The sequence below is a fragment of the Jeotgalicoccus coquinae genome (genome assembly GCF_014207425.1).
GTDB lineage: Bacteria > Bacillota > Bacilli > Staphylococcales > Salinicoccaceae > Jeotgalicoccus > Jeotgalicoccus coquinae.
In genome coordinates, this window is record NZ_JACHFF010000001.1 from 789,822 (window position 1) to 803,461 (window position 13,640).

The window sequence follows — 13,640 nt, forward strand, 5'->3', positions numbered from 1 at the left end:
GCTAAGGAGGGCATCATATGAATGACGGGATTTTTAAAGAAGAATGGCTGACAGAAGTGCTTGAAGCACAGTCACGCGCGTATACACCATATTCTAATTTTAATGTAGGTGCGCTTTTAATTACAGAAGACGATGAATATATTTACGGTGCAAATATTGAAAACGCTGCATATCCTGCATCGATTTGTGCTGAACGTACAGCACTTGTAAGTGCGTATGCAAACAATAAGAAGAAATTTAAAGCAATCGTTATCGTAACGGATGCGCCGGGTCCTGCGAGTCCCTGCGGTGTCTGCAGACAGGTAATGAAAGAACTGTGTCACGATGAAATGCCGGTTTATCTAACGAGCAAATCAGGTGAAGTAATAAAACGAACGGTAGACGATCTTCTGCCGCTTGGTTTTAGCGGGAAGGATATGGATTAATGGATTTTAATGGATTTAAATCAGGTTTTGTCAGTATTATCGGACGTCCGAACGTAGGTAAATCTACGTTTATGAACCAGGTTCTCGGGCAGAAAGTTGCGATTATGTCAGACAAGCCGCAAACGACAAGAAATAAAATACAAGGGGTATATACGAAAAATAATACCCAGATGATATTTATCGATACACCGGGAATTCACAAGCCGAAACACCAGCTTGGCGAGCACATGATGAAAGTAGCGCGTAACACACTGAGAGAAACAGAAGCTATTCTGTTCGTTATAAATGCTGCTGAAAAAATCGGACGCGGTGATGAGTTCATTATCGACATGCTTAAAAATACGAAGACACCGATTATTTTAGTGTTAAATAAAATCGACTTAATTCATCCGGATGAACTGATTAAGCAGATTGAAGTATACAAAGATAAACTGGACTTCAGTGATGTAGTGCCGATTTCAGCACTGCAGGGGAATAATATCGACCGATTATTAACTGTGATTGAATCACACCTGCCTGAAGGACCGATGTACTATCCTGAAGACCGTATTACGGATCACCCGGAGCACTTTATCGTGAGTGAATTAATCCGTGAAAAAGCACTGCACCAGCTGAGCCAGGAACTGCCTCATGCGATCGGTGTTGAAGTGCTGAAAATGAAAGGCGACGATGACGGCGGCAAGGTCAGAGTGGAAGCACTGATTTACGTTGAACGTGAATCACAAAAAGGAATGGTTATCGGTAAAGGCGGCAAGATGCTGAAAGAAATCGGCAGAAAAGCACGCATGGATATCGAAAACCTTCTTGGCAGCAAAGTGTATCTTGAGCTGTGGGTAAAAGTACAGAAAGACTGGCGCAATAAACCGTCATTTATCAGATCGCTTGGGTACAAAGACGAAGAATATTAAAACTGGGTGAGATAATGATCTATCAACAGACTGGTATGATGATCCGGCAGACGAGCTACAGCGAGTCCAGCCGGATTATTACTATACTGACAGAAAGCGGAGAACAGGTGCCGCTGATGGCGAGGGGATTTAATAAACCGAAAAACCAGTTTATTACGCTCCGCCAGGGGTATCTTGAAGCACTGTTTACGTACAACCGCTTTAAAGGCATGGGAACGCTGAATGATGTCGATGTGACTGAACGATATAAAAATATTAACGGTAACTTCGATGTTTATACCCATGCCAGCTATATACTGGAAGTTATTTCAAGAGCTCTCGAAGACGACATTGCAGAACCGGGCTTTTACAGACTGCTTAAAAAAGCATTTAAGCTGCTCGATGAAGGTAATTCAAGCTTTGCCGTCACATCGCTTGTCCTTGTTAAGATGCTGCCGGCATACGGCGGTCAGCTTAATCTTGACAGTTGTGCGGTGTGCGGCAGAAATGATTATAAAAAATACAGCCATTATTCATTTAAATATCACAACGTAATTTGCTATGACTGTCTGACAGACGAAACGCTGGAGCGCACAATACCCGTAAGCAACAGAGTTCTGTATTTTGCACTGTATTTACAGTCGGTGAAACTCGATGATGTAAACAGTATAAAATTATCGGAAGACACCGGACGTCAGCTGCTTAAATTTATCGAAGTGATGTATGAAGAATACAGCGGAGTGTTTTTCAGAAGCAGGAAACTGGTAGACCCGCAGTAAAAGTATATACAATGAAAAAACGCCTCGGATTCCATTAAAGGAAAACAGGGCGTTTTTTTATTAGGTAAAATATAGTTGTTACTCCATATTACTCGTCATCGTTTTAACATCTTTAACGATCTGTTCTGTCTCAAATGTATTATCGCCTGCATCGATACCTGTATAGTCCTTAACGAGCTTGCCGTTCTCATCTATCAGATATATCGCCGTGCCGTGCAGAACCTGGTTAGAGCCGTCCTGAGGCAGTTTAACGATGGATTTGAAGTTATTCAGCGCATAGTCGCGCAGATATTCGAACTCATAGCCTGTTAACAGCTGCCATTCAATTGTTTCCGATGGGCTGTACCAGCTCATATACTCGCTCAGTACTTCAGGAGTATCCGTATCGGGATCGACGGAGAAGCTCACAATACCGACATTTTCCAGGTCTGCTTTCTCAAGTTCCTGAGTCAGTTCCGTCATATTTTGTGTCATCGGCGGACATACTGTCACACACTGGGTAAAAATAAGGTTCGCCAGCCAGACTTTGCCGTCCATATCTTCGGATGTAAATGTTTCGTTATGCTGATTAACAGCTTCAAATTTTTCGAGTGTATTGCCGTAATAAGACATCGGCTCGACTTCACTGCTGCCGCATGCAGTCAGTAATAGCACCAGTGCAATAAGCAGGGAGCTCCTAAACATAAGCATCCTCCATTAAAATATAATCGTTCTCTATGTATAAAAGGGTGCCTCAATAAATTGAGGCACCGCAATTGTTAAAACTTAATTCTTGATGACAGGAAGTCGTGGAGTTCGTCAATTGCAATACGAGTCTGTTCCATCGTATCACGGTCTCTTACCGTTACTTTTTTATCTTCAACTGAATCGAAGTCGAATGTAATACAGTACGGTGTACCGATTTCATCCTGACGGCGGTAACGTTTACCGATTGACTGTGACTCGTCGAATTCAACGTTAAAGTCAGCTGCAAGAAGGCTGTATACTTCCATTGCCTCGCTGCTTAATTTCTTCGATAAAGGAAGAACTGCTGCTTTATACGGTGCAAGCGCAGGGTGGAAACGCAGTACTGTACGTGATTCACCTGACTCAAGTTCTTCTTCGGCATAAGCATCTGTTAGGAATGCAAGTGTCATACGGTCAAGACCGAGTGACGGCTCAATGCAGTATGGAATATACTTTTCGTTAGTTTCAGGATCGTGATATCTGAAATCTTCTTTAGAGTGTTCCATGTGCTGTCTTAAGTCGTAGTCTGTACGGCTTGCAACACCCCAGAGTTCGCCCCAGCCAAACGGGAATTTGTACTCAATATCAGTTGTTGCATTTGAGTAGTGAGATAATTCATCTTCATCATGCTCTCTTAAACGGGTTTTTTCTTCGTTTAAGTTTAAGTCTTTCAGCCATTTAACAGCGAAGTCTTTCCAGTAGTTCTGCCATTCCATTTCAGTACCCGGCTTACAGAAAAACTCAAGTTCCATCTGATCGAATTCACGTGTTCTGAATGTGAAGTTACCCGGTGTAATTTCGTTACGGAATGATTTACCAATCTGTCCGATACCGAATGGAAGTTTTTTACGCATTGAACGCTGCACGTTTTTGTAGTTTACAAAGATACCCTGTGCAGTTTCAGGACGCAGGAAAAGTTCGTTGGTAGAACCTTCTGTAACACCCTGGAATGTTTTGAACATTAAGTTGAACTGACGGATATCAGTGTAGTCGTGAGCACCGCAAGTAGGGCAGTCAATGTTTTTATCGTCGATGATTTCTTTCATTGCATCAAATGATAACCCATCTGCAACAAAAGTATCGTCTTCTTTCTGCATGACATCTTCAATCAGTTTGTCAGCACGGTGGCGTGACTTACATGATTTACAGTCGATCATCGGGTCATTGAAGTTGTTTAAGTGACCTGAAGCGTCCCAGGTTTTCGGGTTCATTAAAATTGCAGCATCCAGACCTACGTTATAAGGTGACTCCTGAATGAATTTTTTCCACCATGCAGCTTTAACGTTGTTTTTTAATTCGATACCAAGCGGACCATAGTCCCAGGTGTTTGCAAGACCGCCGTAGATTTCACTGCCGGGGAAAACAAAACCTCTTGTTTTTGCCAGGTTAACAATTGTGTCCATGTTCATAGTTAATGCAGCTCCTTTTAATTTTTAATTTATATATAAAAAATCCCCGGACAGCATTAAAAATGCTATCCAGGGACGAGCGTAGCCCGCGGTTCCACCCAATTTAGTAAGAAAACTCGCTTTTATATATAAAATTAATTGTATTTGTAAGTTTTATGCCATTTTCGTTGCCGGGCTCACACCATTTCCGACTCGCTTACCGTCATTATATAATTAGAGAAGGATGAATGCAAGTACGATGATATTTCTTTATCTCTGTAAATATTATATAATAAAAAGTGTTGGGAGTGAGAACGTGGAACTGAACGAACGCCAAGAAAAAATTCTAAGCATAGTAAAACAGCACGGGCCGATCACCGGCAGTAAAATCGCTGCACAGCTGTCATTATCCCGTGCAACGTTACGTCCGGATCTGGCTATATTGACGATGTCCGGCTTTTTGGATGCAAGACCCCGTGTCGGTTATTTTTATACGGGTAAAGAAACAAATGATGTCATTGCACTTAAAGTAAACAACATATTAGTGCGGGATGTACAGAGTCTGCCGATTTTAATTACGGCGGATACGAGTATTTATGATGCAATTGTCAAGATGTTCCTGGAAGATGTGGGCACGCTGTACGTCATTGATGATGAACAGTCACTCACCGGTGTTATCTCCAGAAAAGATCTGTTAAAAGGAACGATGAGCTTCAAAGATACAGAAAACACACCGGTCAGTACAGTAATGACCCGGAGACCCAACATTACGATGTGCTATCCGGATGATCTTCTTCTGTATGTTGCGAAACAGATTATCGACAGACAGATTGATTCTCTGCCGGTTGTTATTGAGAAGAATGGTAAAATCGAAGTTACAGGCAGAATTACCAAAACCAATATTACAAAAGTATTTGTAAACTTAATGGAGTGAAGAATTTAATGTCGAATTTTAAAATAATCGTTGCATCAGACTCAGTCGGAGAAACAGGCGAACTCGTAACGAAAGCCTGTCTGTCACAATTTAAAATCGACTCGCCGGATAACGTGATTGACCGCTATCCATATGTGGACAACCAGGATGACGTTGACGATGTTATCGATTTAGCTAAAAGTAAAAACGCACTGGTAGTATATACGTTAATCACACCGTCCCTCAGAAAATACATGGCTGTTGAACTGGAAAAAGAAGATATCTCTTTCATTGACGTGATGGGACCGCTGATGGACGAAATTTCAAAAGCAACCGGACTCGAGCCGTATAACGAGCCGGGCAGGGTGCACCGTCTTGATGAAGATTACTTTAAGAAGATCGAAGCGATAGAGTTTGCTGTTAAATACGACGACGGCAAAGATACAAGCGGTCTTGATAAAGCTGATATCGTACTTCTCGGTGTTTCAAGAACGTCGAAAACACCATTATCCCAGTTTTTAGCACTGAAAAAATACAAAGTAATGAACGTACCGCTGGTACCGGAAGTAAAGCCGCCGGCTGAACTGTTCGACGTCGACCCCGAAAAATGTGTCGCCCTCAGAATTAACCCGGACACTTTATATAAAATTCGTAAAGAACGCTTAAGCCAGCTCGGCTTAAAAGATACTGCGATGTATGCCAACAGTACGCGCATCGAAGATGAACTGACTTACTTCGATGAGATTATCGGCAAAATAGGCTGTCCGATTATAGACGTATCGGATAAGGCAATCGAAGAAACAGCGAATGCCATTATGAAATACGTGGACAGCGAGAGTAATATTAGAGGGTGATTATTTGAGAATACCCGAGGAAACCATAGCTAAAATAAAAGACGAGACCGACATTACCGAGCTGGTGGCAAGTTATATTAAACTTGAACGGCGAGGACGGAACTATGTTGGTCTCTGTCCGTTTCACGATGAAAAAACGCCGTCCTTTTCAGTCAGCCCGGAAAAACAGATTGCACACTGTTTCGGCTGTAAAAAGGGCGGCAACGTATTCCAGTTCCTTATGGAAATTGAGAGTATGTCATTTGCTGAAGCGGCTGCCAAACTCGGAGAACCGCTGAATATAAAAATAGATACGGAAACGAGCGATATTGCAGAGAGCGATATGACGTTCATCCGTATGCACGAATATATGACAGGACTGTATCATCAGCTTCTCGTCAACACAAACGAAGGTGAAAAGGCGCTTCAGTACTTGCTGGACCGGGGATTCCCGATGGATCTTATCCGTTCGGAACAAATCGGTTATGCACCGGAAATGTCTAAGTTTGCGACCAATGCACTGCTTGAGCAGAAGTATAATGAAGAGACTGCTTATCAGGCAGGGCTTGTTTCACGTAATGAAGAAAACTTCTCATATTACGACCGTTTCGTCGGACGTATTATGATTCCCATTAAAAATCATCAGGGTCACCTGGTCGGTTATACCGCAAGAAGTATTGACGGCAGTGAACCGAAATATTTAAACACTCCGGAAACCGAAATTTTCAAAAAACGCGAACTGTTTTTCAACCTTCACGATGCAAGAAAGCATATCAGAAAACTTGATAACATTATTTTAATGGAAGGACATCTCGATGTTCTGAAAGTTAAAACGACGAACGTAAAACATATCGTCGCAACGATGGGGACAGAGCTCAGCCAGGAGAACTTAAACCTGCTGGAACGCCTGTCTTCAAACGTCACGATTATGTTCGACGGCGACTCCGCCGGACGCAATGCCACGCTGAAAGTCGGCGACACGCTCTTAAAACGCGGTCTGAATGTTTACGTACAGAAGGTTCCGGACAAGATGGACCCGGACGAATATATCGAAACTTTCGGCGCTGTAAAGTTTGAACAGTTTATCGCTGATGAACAGCAGCATTATCTGCACTTTAAAGCGGAAGTGCTGCGTCATGAAGCAAAAGAAAACGATATGAAGTTAACGCAGCATTTAAATACACTGGCAAGTGACCTTCAGTTTGTCAGAGATCATTTAACAGCTGAACGTCTTGTCGTTACTATCAGTTCAATTTTCGGTGTCGATAAGCAGGCATTATCGGGTATTATTCCCGAGCCTGTCAGACGGCAGCCGGAATATGCAGTACCGGAACCTATCAGACAGCAGCTGTCGCTCCGTCAGAAAAAAGAACGCTATTTAACAAAGCTGATGATGGCAAACCGCGACTACCTGCTGGAGTACAAGGATACGCTCGATGATAATGTCTTAACTTACCGTCCTTATTATGATATAATGAGAGGACTTTGTGCTTATTTTGAGGCGCATGAAGAATTCGATATTTCTATGGCTCTTAATTATCTTGATCCTGCACTGACGGACACGCTGATAGAACTCGACGGAATGTCGATTCATGAAGATGTCTCACATAGTGAAATAAATGATTATCTAGAAGATTTAAGTGGTATAAGAAATAGTGAATACGAAAAACAGGAATTATACCGCAGATTGGAAATTGCGGAACGGGAAAATGATATGGAACTGCAGATTAAGCTGACCCAGCAACTGATTGAGCTTAACCGGATACACAAAATGTAGTTTTTTGATAACTTAGGAGGCACAGTATGGCGAAGAAAAAAGCAATTACAGCTGAAACGAAAGAAATTGATTTCACAACTGTCGAACAGGCAAAAGCATTCCTGCTGGAAAAAGGGAAAAAAGACGGACAGCTGTCCCATGAAGAAGTTGCAGACAAACTTGCAAACTTCGAGCTGGATTCAGATGCTATGGATGAATTTTTCGAAGAGTTAAACGAAAATGAAATTCAGATGATTAATGAGAAAAACGCAGCTGATACAGATGAAAAACTCGATCTTTCTGATATGAGTGCTCCTCCGGGCGTTAAAATTAACGACCCTGTGCGTATGTATCTTAAAGAAATCGGGCGCGTGGATTTACTGACTGCTGCTGAAGAAGTGGAACTGGCAAAACGTATCGAGCAGGGTGACGATATCGCCAGAAGCCGTCTTGCTGAAGCGAACCTCCGTCTTGTAGTAAGTATTGCAAAACGCTATGTCGGACGCGGTATGCTCTTCCTCGATTTAATTCAGGAAGGTAACATGGGTCTGATTAAAGCAGTAGAAAAATTTGACTTCACAAAAGGATTTAAATTCTCGACTTACGCAACGTGGTGGATCCGTCAGGCAATTACACGTGCTATTGCGGACCAGGCAAGAACAATCCGTATTCCTGTGCACATGGTCGAAACGATTAACAAATTAATCCGTATTCAGCGTCAGCTGCTTCAGGATTTAGGCCGTGAACCGACACCGGAAGAAATCGGTGAAGAAATGGACCTGCCTGCTGAAAAAGTACGTGAAATTCTTAAAATCGCACAGGAACCGGTATCTCTTGAAACACCAATCGGTGAAGAAGACGACAGCCATCTTGGTGACTTTATCGAAGACCAGGATGCACAGAGTCCGTCAGATCACGCAGCATATGAGCTGTTAAAAGAACAGCTTGAAGATGTGCTCGACACATTAACTGATCGTGAAGAAAATGTACTCCGTCTCCGTTTCGGTCTTGATGACGGCCGTACGCGTACACTTGAAGAAGTAGGTAAAGTGTTCGGTGTGACACGCGAACGTATCAGACAGATTGAAGCGAAAGCACTTCGCAAGCTCAGACACCCTTCAAGAAGCAAGAAATTAAAAGACTTTATGGATTAAGAGTGTAATATTTTCTCAAAATTGTTTTGACTTTGACACAATTTAAGATACAATTATATATGAGATAACATGAATAACAGAAGAGGGGGTAACATAATGAATAAAAATCCTATAATTCCATTCTTACTGATTATTTTCTTAGGAATCGGACTTGTGTTCTTACTTTCTGGTTTAGGCGCAACTGACGACGGTGAAGAAGATGTGGCAACTGAAGAAGGTACTGAGGAATCAGGCGGCGGCGAAGAAGCTTCAAGCGGCGACGTTGATGCTGAAGGAATCGCTCGCGATAACTGTGCTTCATGTCACGGACAAGACTTCAGCGGCGGAATGGGTCCTGCATTAGCTGGAACTAGTCTTGATGAAGAAGGTTTCACGACAATCGTACGTGACGGGCAAGGTTCAATGCCGGCATTCTCAGCAGATCAGATTGCTGATGAAGAACTTACAGCTTTATACCAGTTTTTCTCTGAACAATAATTTTTATAAAAAAGACTCTCAATGCTGGGAGTCTTTTTTTTAATACAGGAGTGAGGAAATGTTAAATCAAAGGCTTAAGAAAGTTTCAGAATTTATTATTGGAGACGCACTTGTGGATATCGGTTCCGACCACGCATATTTACCGATTTATGCTGTTGATAACAAGATTATTAAAAAAGCAATATGCGGTGAAATAGCGAGAGGACCTTACGACTCTTCAGTTAAAAACGTACAGCAGAATAAATTATCCGAGGTCATTAAAATCAGACTAGGTGACGGCTTATCCGTGCTTCGCAGTATGGATGAAGTCGATACAATTACAATTTGCGGAATGGGCGGGCCGCTGATCGCTGAAATAATCGAGGAAGGCATGCAGTTTGTACACGGCAAGCCGCGTTTTATTACTCAGGCGAATACTTACCCTTATCCAATCCGTAAAATAATGGCTGAACACGGTTATAAAATTACAGAAGAACTGCAGTTAAGAGACGGTCCTTATTTCTATGATATTTTAGTTTTTGATCCTTCGGATGAACCTGTTGAATACAGTGAAGCCGAATTGCGTTTCGGACCTGTTAATATTGAAAAGAGAGAACCGGTGTTTATCGGACAGCTCGAACGTGAAAAGAGTCATATAGAAAAAATATTAAATGGTATCAACGATAGAGAGAAGAATATAGATAAAGTTAACAGACTTGAATCTAATCTTAAATATGTCGATGAGGTGCTGGAGAATGTTAAAGATAAGTAATCTCTTAAAACAGCTGAACGGAATTGCCCCGTTCCCCGACAGTGAAAAATGGGATAATACGGGCCTGCTGGTCGGTAACGAAGAAGATGATGTGACAGGTATCATTACCGCTCTCGACTGCAGTGAAGCTACTGTAGATGAGGCTGTAATGAAAAATGCCAACGTTATTATCAGTCATCATCCGTTAATCTTCCCGGATATTTCAAGAGTAGTGAATTCAGGTCCGGGTGCAGTGATTCGCAAACTGATTAAGAATGATATTAATCTTATTGCAATGCATACGAACCTGGATCATCAAAAAGACGGTGTCAGCCATATGATAGCAAAAGCGCTCGGCTACCCTGAAACTGAAATTCTGCTGCCGCAAAAAGGGAACTTCAAAAAACTCAGAGTTAATATTAACACTGGGGATAAAGAGAAGTTTAAAGAACAGCTGCTGAAAAATGCACCGGTAGGTGACATGGGAGATTATACAGAAGTCAGTTATGAGTATGAGGTGCACGGTCAATTTAAACCTGAAGCTGCGGCAAATCCGACTATCGGTGAATCAGGGAAGCTTGAACATGTGGATGAATATGTAATTGAATGTATTTTTGACGGCAGAGATCAAAGTGCTGTTATCGATGCAGTTAAAACGTATCATCCTTATGAAGAACCTGCATATGATATTTACAGCCTGGACCGAAAAGCCGACACTGGACTCGGTGTAACTTTTGAATACGGAGATACACTGGATTCGCTGGTTAAGCTGATTGAGAATAGAACAGGGCTTAAAACGGTTAATGTTGTCAGGGCAGATGATCGTCTGATTCAGAAAGCGGCGATTATCGGCGGTTCAGGAATGAGCTATGCCGGTGATGTGTTTAAAAGCGGTGCCGATGTGCTGATTACAGGCGATGTAAAATATCATGAAGCATATGATGCCAAACAGGCCGGACAGAACATTATCGATGCCGGACATTACCTGGAAGTATTAATGACAGAAGGTCTTGCTGAGCTGATAGAAGATCAGATTGACGTTCCGGTCAGCGCTTCTAAAGTTTCAACAAACCCATTTGAATAAATAAAAATACTGCGGAATCTGAAATTAGATTCCGCAGTATTTTTTTATTCCATAACCTTAACTGGTGCAGGGTTTTTAATTTTCGGTAAGATTTTAGCCATCGGTACAGAAGATTTTGGTGCTTCCTGCTGTTCAATGTTGTAGTTCTTAATATACGTAATAACTTCCTTAACGATCGGTGTCGGAGTAGAAGCACCTGCAGTAACTGCAACTTTTTCAACGCCTTCAAGCCATTCGTTCTTCAGTTCGTTTAATGAACTGATACGGTAAGCATTCGTATGGGCAATTTCTTTGGAAACCTGTGTCAGACGGTTTGAGTTATTACTCTTAGGGTCTCCGACAACGATTAACAGATCAGCTTCGCCTGCCTGTTCAGCAACTGCCTCCTGTCTGACCTGAGTCGCAAGACAGATTTCCTTGTGCACTTCGATGTGCGGGAACTGAACTTTAAGTTCTTCCATAATATGGCTGACATCCCACTGGCTCATCGTTGTCTGGTTTGTAACGATAAGTTTTTTATCAGCAAGATAGCCCGGAAGTTCTGCAACATCTTCAAGTGTTTCAATTAAGTGAACGTGATCCGGTGCAACTCCGATAGCGCCTTCCGGTTCAGGATGCTCTTTTTTACCGATGTAAATAACATCGTAGTCATCCGCAGTTTTTTCTCTGATCAGATCGTGTGTAAATTCCACGTCAGGACAAGTTGCATCGATGCAGACAAGTCCTTTTTCCTTAGCACGTGCTTTAACCTGCGGTGAAACACCGTGGGCAGTAAAGATTACCGTACCGCTTTCAATCTGTTCGAGGATTTCAAGACGGTTAGGACCGTCCAATGTGATGATGCCCTCTTCTTCAAACGCATCTGTCACGTGTTTATTGTGTACAATCATACCTAAAATATATATAGGACGCGGCAGTGACTGGTCTAATGAAGCATTGCGCGCAATGACCATTGCATCGACAACACCGTAGCAGTAACCGCGCGGTGAGATTTTAATAATATCCATAAGTAGAACTCCTCCTTACATTTGATTATACTTAATTTTACGGGATATTCAAATCATCCAAATGGCTGAACGATTATTATAGCGTAAATATGCATTTTTAGTTATAATTGATAAGGAGTTTGAAAGGGACAGGTGACATATATGTCAAATGCATTTAAAAGATTTGAATTTAACAATACAATGCTCGATGCAATTGAGCGCGTCGGGTTTACACATCCGACAATGGTACAGGAGCGCGTAATACCGCGTATCTTAAAAGGCAGCAACGTCGTTGCGCAGTCGGCAACAGGCAGCGGGAAGAGCCATGCCTTTTTACTGCCGCTTATTTATAATATCGACGGCGCACAAAAAACGCCTCAGGTTATCGTAATGGCGCCGACAAGAGAACTTGCCAAACAGCTTGAAGGAATGGCTAAAAAAGTTCTTGAGTCATACGAAGATATTAACTGCCGTGCATTCATCGGCGGAACAGAAATGAAACGCGACGAAGAACGTGCGCGTCAGAATCCTCAGCTTGTAATCGGAACTCCGACGCGAATTAAGGATTTAATCGATAATCAGGCACTGGATATTCACGCAGCAAAAACTATCGTGATCGATGAAGCAGACCTGATGGTTGACCTCGGCTTTATGGCGGACGTTGACTATATATCGAACCGCATTTCGACAGCAAGCCAGTTTCTGGTGTTTTCTGCCACTATCCCTGAACCGTTAAAACACTTTATGGAAAAATATATTGGCGAGACTGAAATTATCATAATCGATACGCCGCTTAACAAAGCGTCTATTCATTACAGCCTTGTTCCTGTTAAGGGATCAAGCAGATTAGAGAAGACTCTTGAGCTGACTAAAAACATTACACCGTATATCGGTTTAATATTTGCCAATTCACGTGAACGTGCTGACGAATTATTTGCCTACTTAAAAGAAGCAGGAATTAACGTCGGGTTATTCCACGGCGGACTGAAACCCCGTGAACGGACTCAGGAAATTAAAAAGATTGAAAATCTGGACTATCACTGGGTGGTTGCAAGTGACCTTGCAGCACGCGGACTTGATTTTGACGGCGCATCACACGTCATCAACTACGACATTCCAAAACAGATTGAATTCTTTACGCACAGAGTAGGGCGTGTCGGACGCGGTTCATACAGCGGCGTTGCGATTACACTTTACGAACCGAGTGAAGAGAACGAAATCGATGCGCTTGAAGGCAAAGGATATGTATTCAATCATGAGGATATCCGCGGCGGAGAGCTGAAAGAAATTAAAGACCGTACTATGCGTGCAGGCAGAAACAAACGCTCGAAGACAAATAAAACGCAGAACTATAAAGTACGCAGTCCTAAAAAAGTGAAGCCCGGCTACAAGAAGAAAATCAAGTTCCAGAAAGAAGAACTTGAACGCCAGGAACGCAGACGCTATGCGAAAGCTAAATCACGCAACGAAAAGAAAAGAAATAAAAAAGACAATAAGTAGAG

14 protein-coding genes are annotated in these 13,640 nt (G+C 42.3%); 11 read left to right on the forward strand and 3 right to left on the reverse strand.

Annotation, left to right across the window (positions count from 1 at the left end; all coding sequences use genetic code 11):
- The first annotated feature begins 17 nt into the window (after positions 1 to 17).
- Genes cdd through recO form a run of 3 tightly spaced genes read left to right on the forward strand, consistent with a single transcriptional unit; the run spans position 18 to position 2,091 of the window.
- On the forward strand, positions 18 to 425 hold the full coding sequence (gene cdd, locus HNR41_RS03850; RefSeq protein ID WP_184281906.1) for a cytidine deaminase: 408 nt from the start codon (positions 18 to 20) through the stop codon (positions 423 to 425).
- Positions 425 to 1,333: a GTPase Era gene (gene era / locus HNR41_RS03855; protein WP_184281908.1), complete on the forward strand. Its 909-nt coding sequence runs from the start codon at positions 425 to 427 to the stop codon at positions 1,331 to 1,333. Before cdd ends, era begins: the two co-directional genes overlap by 1 nt.
- Positions 1,334 to 1,347: 14 nt before the next feature.
- Positions 1,348 to 2,091 carry a DNA repair protein RecO gene (gene recO / locus HNR41_RS03860; RefSeq protein ID WP_184281910.1) on the forward strand — a complete coding sequence of 248 codons (744 nt, stop codon included), beginning with the start codon at positions 1,348 to 1,350 and terminating at the stop codon, positions 2,089 to 2,091.
- A gap of 78 nt (positions 2,092 to 2,169) precedes the next feature.
- Here the strand turns inward: recO and HNR41_RS03865 are convergent, their stop codons facing one another.
- Both HNR41_RS03865 and HNR41_RS03870 read right to left on the reverse strand, forming a co-directional pair.
- Complete coding sequence (locus HNR41_RS03865; protein ID WP_184281912.1) at positions 2,170 to 2,775, reverse strand: SCO family protein; 606 nt, start codon at positions 2,773 to 2,775, stop codon at positions 2,170 to 2,172.
- Between the two features lie 74 nt (positions 2,776 to 2,849).
- Positions 2,850 to 4,226: a glycine--tRNA ligase gene (locus HNR41_RS03870; protein WP_184281914.1), complete on the reverse strand. Its 1,377-nt coding sequence runs from the start codon at positions 4,224 to 4,226 to the stop codon at positions 2,850 to 2,852.
- Between the two features lie 295 nt (positions 4,227 to 4,521).
- On the opposite strand from HNR41_RS03870, the gene ccpN reads away from it, so the two are divergent.
- From ccpN to HNR41_RS03905, 7 genes are all read left to right on the forward strand, one after another.
- A complete protein-coding gene (gene ccpN, locus HNR41_RS03875; protein WP_308807840.1) occupies positions 4,522 to 5,139 on the forward strand; it encodes a transcriptional regulator CcpN in 618 nt (205 codons plus the stop codon).
- A gap of 8 nt (positions 5,140 to 5,147) precedes the next feature.
- A complete protein-coding gene (locus HNR41_RS03880) occupies positions 5,148 to 5,972 on the forward strand; it encodes a pyruvate, water dikinase regulatory protein (RefSeq protein ID WP_184281916.1) in 825 nt (274 codons plus the stop codon).
- Positions 5,973 to 5,976: 4 nt separating this feature from the next.
- Positions 5,977 to 7,728: a DNA primase gene (gene dnaG, locus HNR41_RS03885; RefSeq protein ID WP_184281918.1), complete on the forward strand. Its 1,752-nt coding sequence runs from the start codon at positions 5,977 to 5,979 to the stop codon at positions 7,726 to 7,728.
- A 26-nt stretch (positions 7,729 to 7,754) separates the two neighbouring features.
- On the forward strand, positions 7,755 to 8,861 hold the full coding sequence (rpoD, locus tag HNR41_RS03890) for an RNA polymerase sigma factor RpoD (RefSeq protein WP_184281920.1): 1,107 nt from the start codon (positions 7,755 to 7,757) through the stop codon (positions 8,859 to 8,861).
- 96 nt (positions 8,862 to 8,957) lie between these two features.
- Positions 8,958 to 9,338, forward strand: coding sequence for a c-type cytochrome (locus HNR41_RS03895; protein ID WP_184281922.1), 381 nt, complete (start codon positions 8,958 to 8,960; stop codon positions 9,336 to 9,338).
- Positions 9,339 to 9,396: 58 nt separating this feature from the next.
- On the forward strand, positions 9,397 to 10,089 hold the full coding sequence (locus HNR41_RS03900; RefSeq protein WP_184281924.1) for a tRNA (adenine(22)-N(1))-methyltransferase: 693 nt from the start codon (positions 9,397 to 9,399) through the stop codon (positions 10,087 to 10,089).
- Positions 10,073 to 11,152, forward strand: coding sequence for a Nif3-like dinuclear metal center hexameric protein (locus HNR41_RS03905; protein ID WP_184281926.1), 1,080 nt, complete (start codon positions 10,073 to 10,075; stop codon positions 11,150 to 11,152). Before HNR41_RS03900 ends, HNR41_RS03905 begins: the two co-directional genes overlap by 17 nt.
- A 44-nt stretch (positions 11,153 to 11,196) precedes the next feature.
- On the opposite strand, the gene HNR41_RS03910 is transcribed toward HNR41_RS03905, so the two are convergent.
- Positions 11,197 to 12,159, reverse strand: a complete 963-nt coding sequence (locus HNR41_RS03910; protein ID WP_184281928.1) for a 4-hydroxy-3-methylbut-2-enyl diphosphate reductase — start codon at positions 12,157 to 12,159, stop codon at positions 11,197 to 11,199.
- Between the two features lie 141 nt (positions 12,160 to 12,300).
- Here HNR41_RS03910 and HNR41_RS03915 point away from each other — a divergent pair, with 141 nt between their 5' ends.
- Positions 12,301 to 13,638 carry a DEAD/DEAH box helicase gene (locus HNR41_RS03915; RefSeq protein WP_184281930.1) on the forward strand — a complete coding sequence of 446 codons (1,338 nt, stop codon included), beginning with the start codon at positions 12,301 to 12,303 and terminating at the stop codon, positions 13,636 to 13,638.
- Positions 13,639 to 13,640 lie beyond the last annotated feature (2 nt).

Bases quoted from the DNA above. Each gene is read 5' to 3' on its own strand.
- HNR41_RS03900 (WP_184281924.1), top strand. From the start codon at position 9,397: ATGTTAAATCAAAGGCTTAAGAAAGTTTCAGAATTTATTATTGGAGAC.
- HNR41_RS03870 (WP_184281914.1), bottom strand. From the start codon at position 4,226: ATGAACATGGACACAATTGTTAACCTGGCAAAAACAAGAGGTTTTGTT.
- recO (WP_184281910.1), top strand. From the start codon at position 1,348: ATGATCTATCAACAGACTGGTATGATGATCCGGCAGACGAGCTACAGC.
- HNR41_RS03880 (WP_184281916.1), top strand. From the start codon at position 5,148: ATGTCGAATTTTAAAATAATCGTTGCATCAGACTCAGTCGGAGAAACA.
- era (WP_184281908.1), top strand. From the start codon at position 425: ATGGATTTTAATGGATTTAAATCAGGTTTTGTCAGTATTATCGGACGT.
- cdd (WP_184281906.1), top strand. From the start codon at position 18: ATGAATGACGGGATTTTTAAAGAAGAATGGCTGACAGAAGTGCTTGAA.
- rpoD (WP_184281920.1), top strand. From the start codon at position 7,755: ATGGCGAAGAAAAAAGCAATTACAGCTGAAACGAAAGAAATTGATTTC.
- HNR41_RS03865 (WP_184281912.1), bottom strand. From the start codon at position 2,775: ATGTTTAGGAGCTCCCTGCTTATTGCACTGGTGCTATTACTGACTGCA.
- HNR41_RS03915 (WP_184281930.1), top strand. From the start codon at position 12,301: ATGTCAAATGCATTTAAAAGATTTGAATTTAACAATACAATGCTCGAT.
- HNR41_RS03895 (WP_184281922.1), top strand. From the start codon at position 8,958: ATGAATAAAAATCCTATAATTCCATTCTTACTGATTATTTTCTTAGGA.
- HNR41_RS03905 (WP_184281926.1), top strand. From the start codon at position 10,073: ATGTTAAAGATAAGTAATCTCTTAAAACAGCTGAACGGAATTGCCCCG.
- HNR41_RS03910 (WP_184281928.1), bottom strand. From the start codon at position 12,159: ATGGATATTATTAAAATCTCACCGCGCGGTTACTGCTACGGTGTTGTC.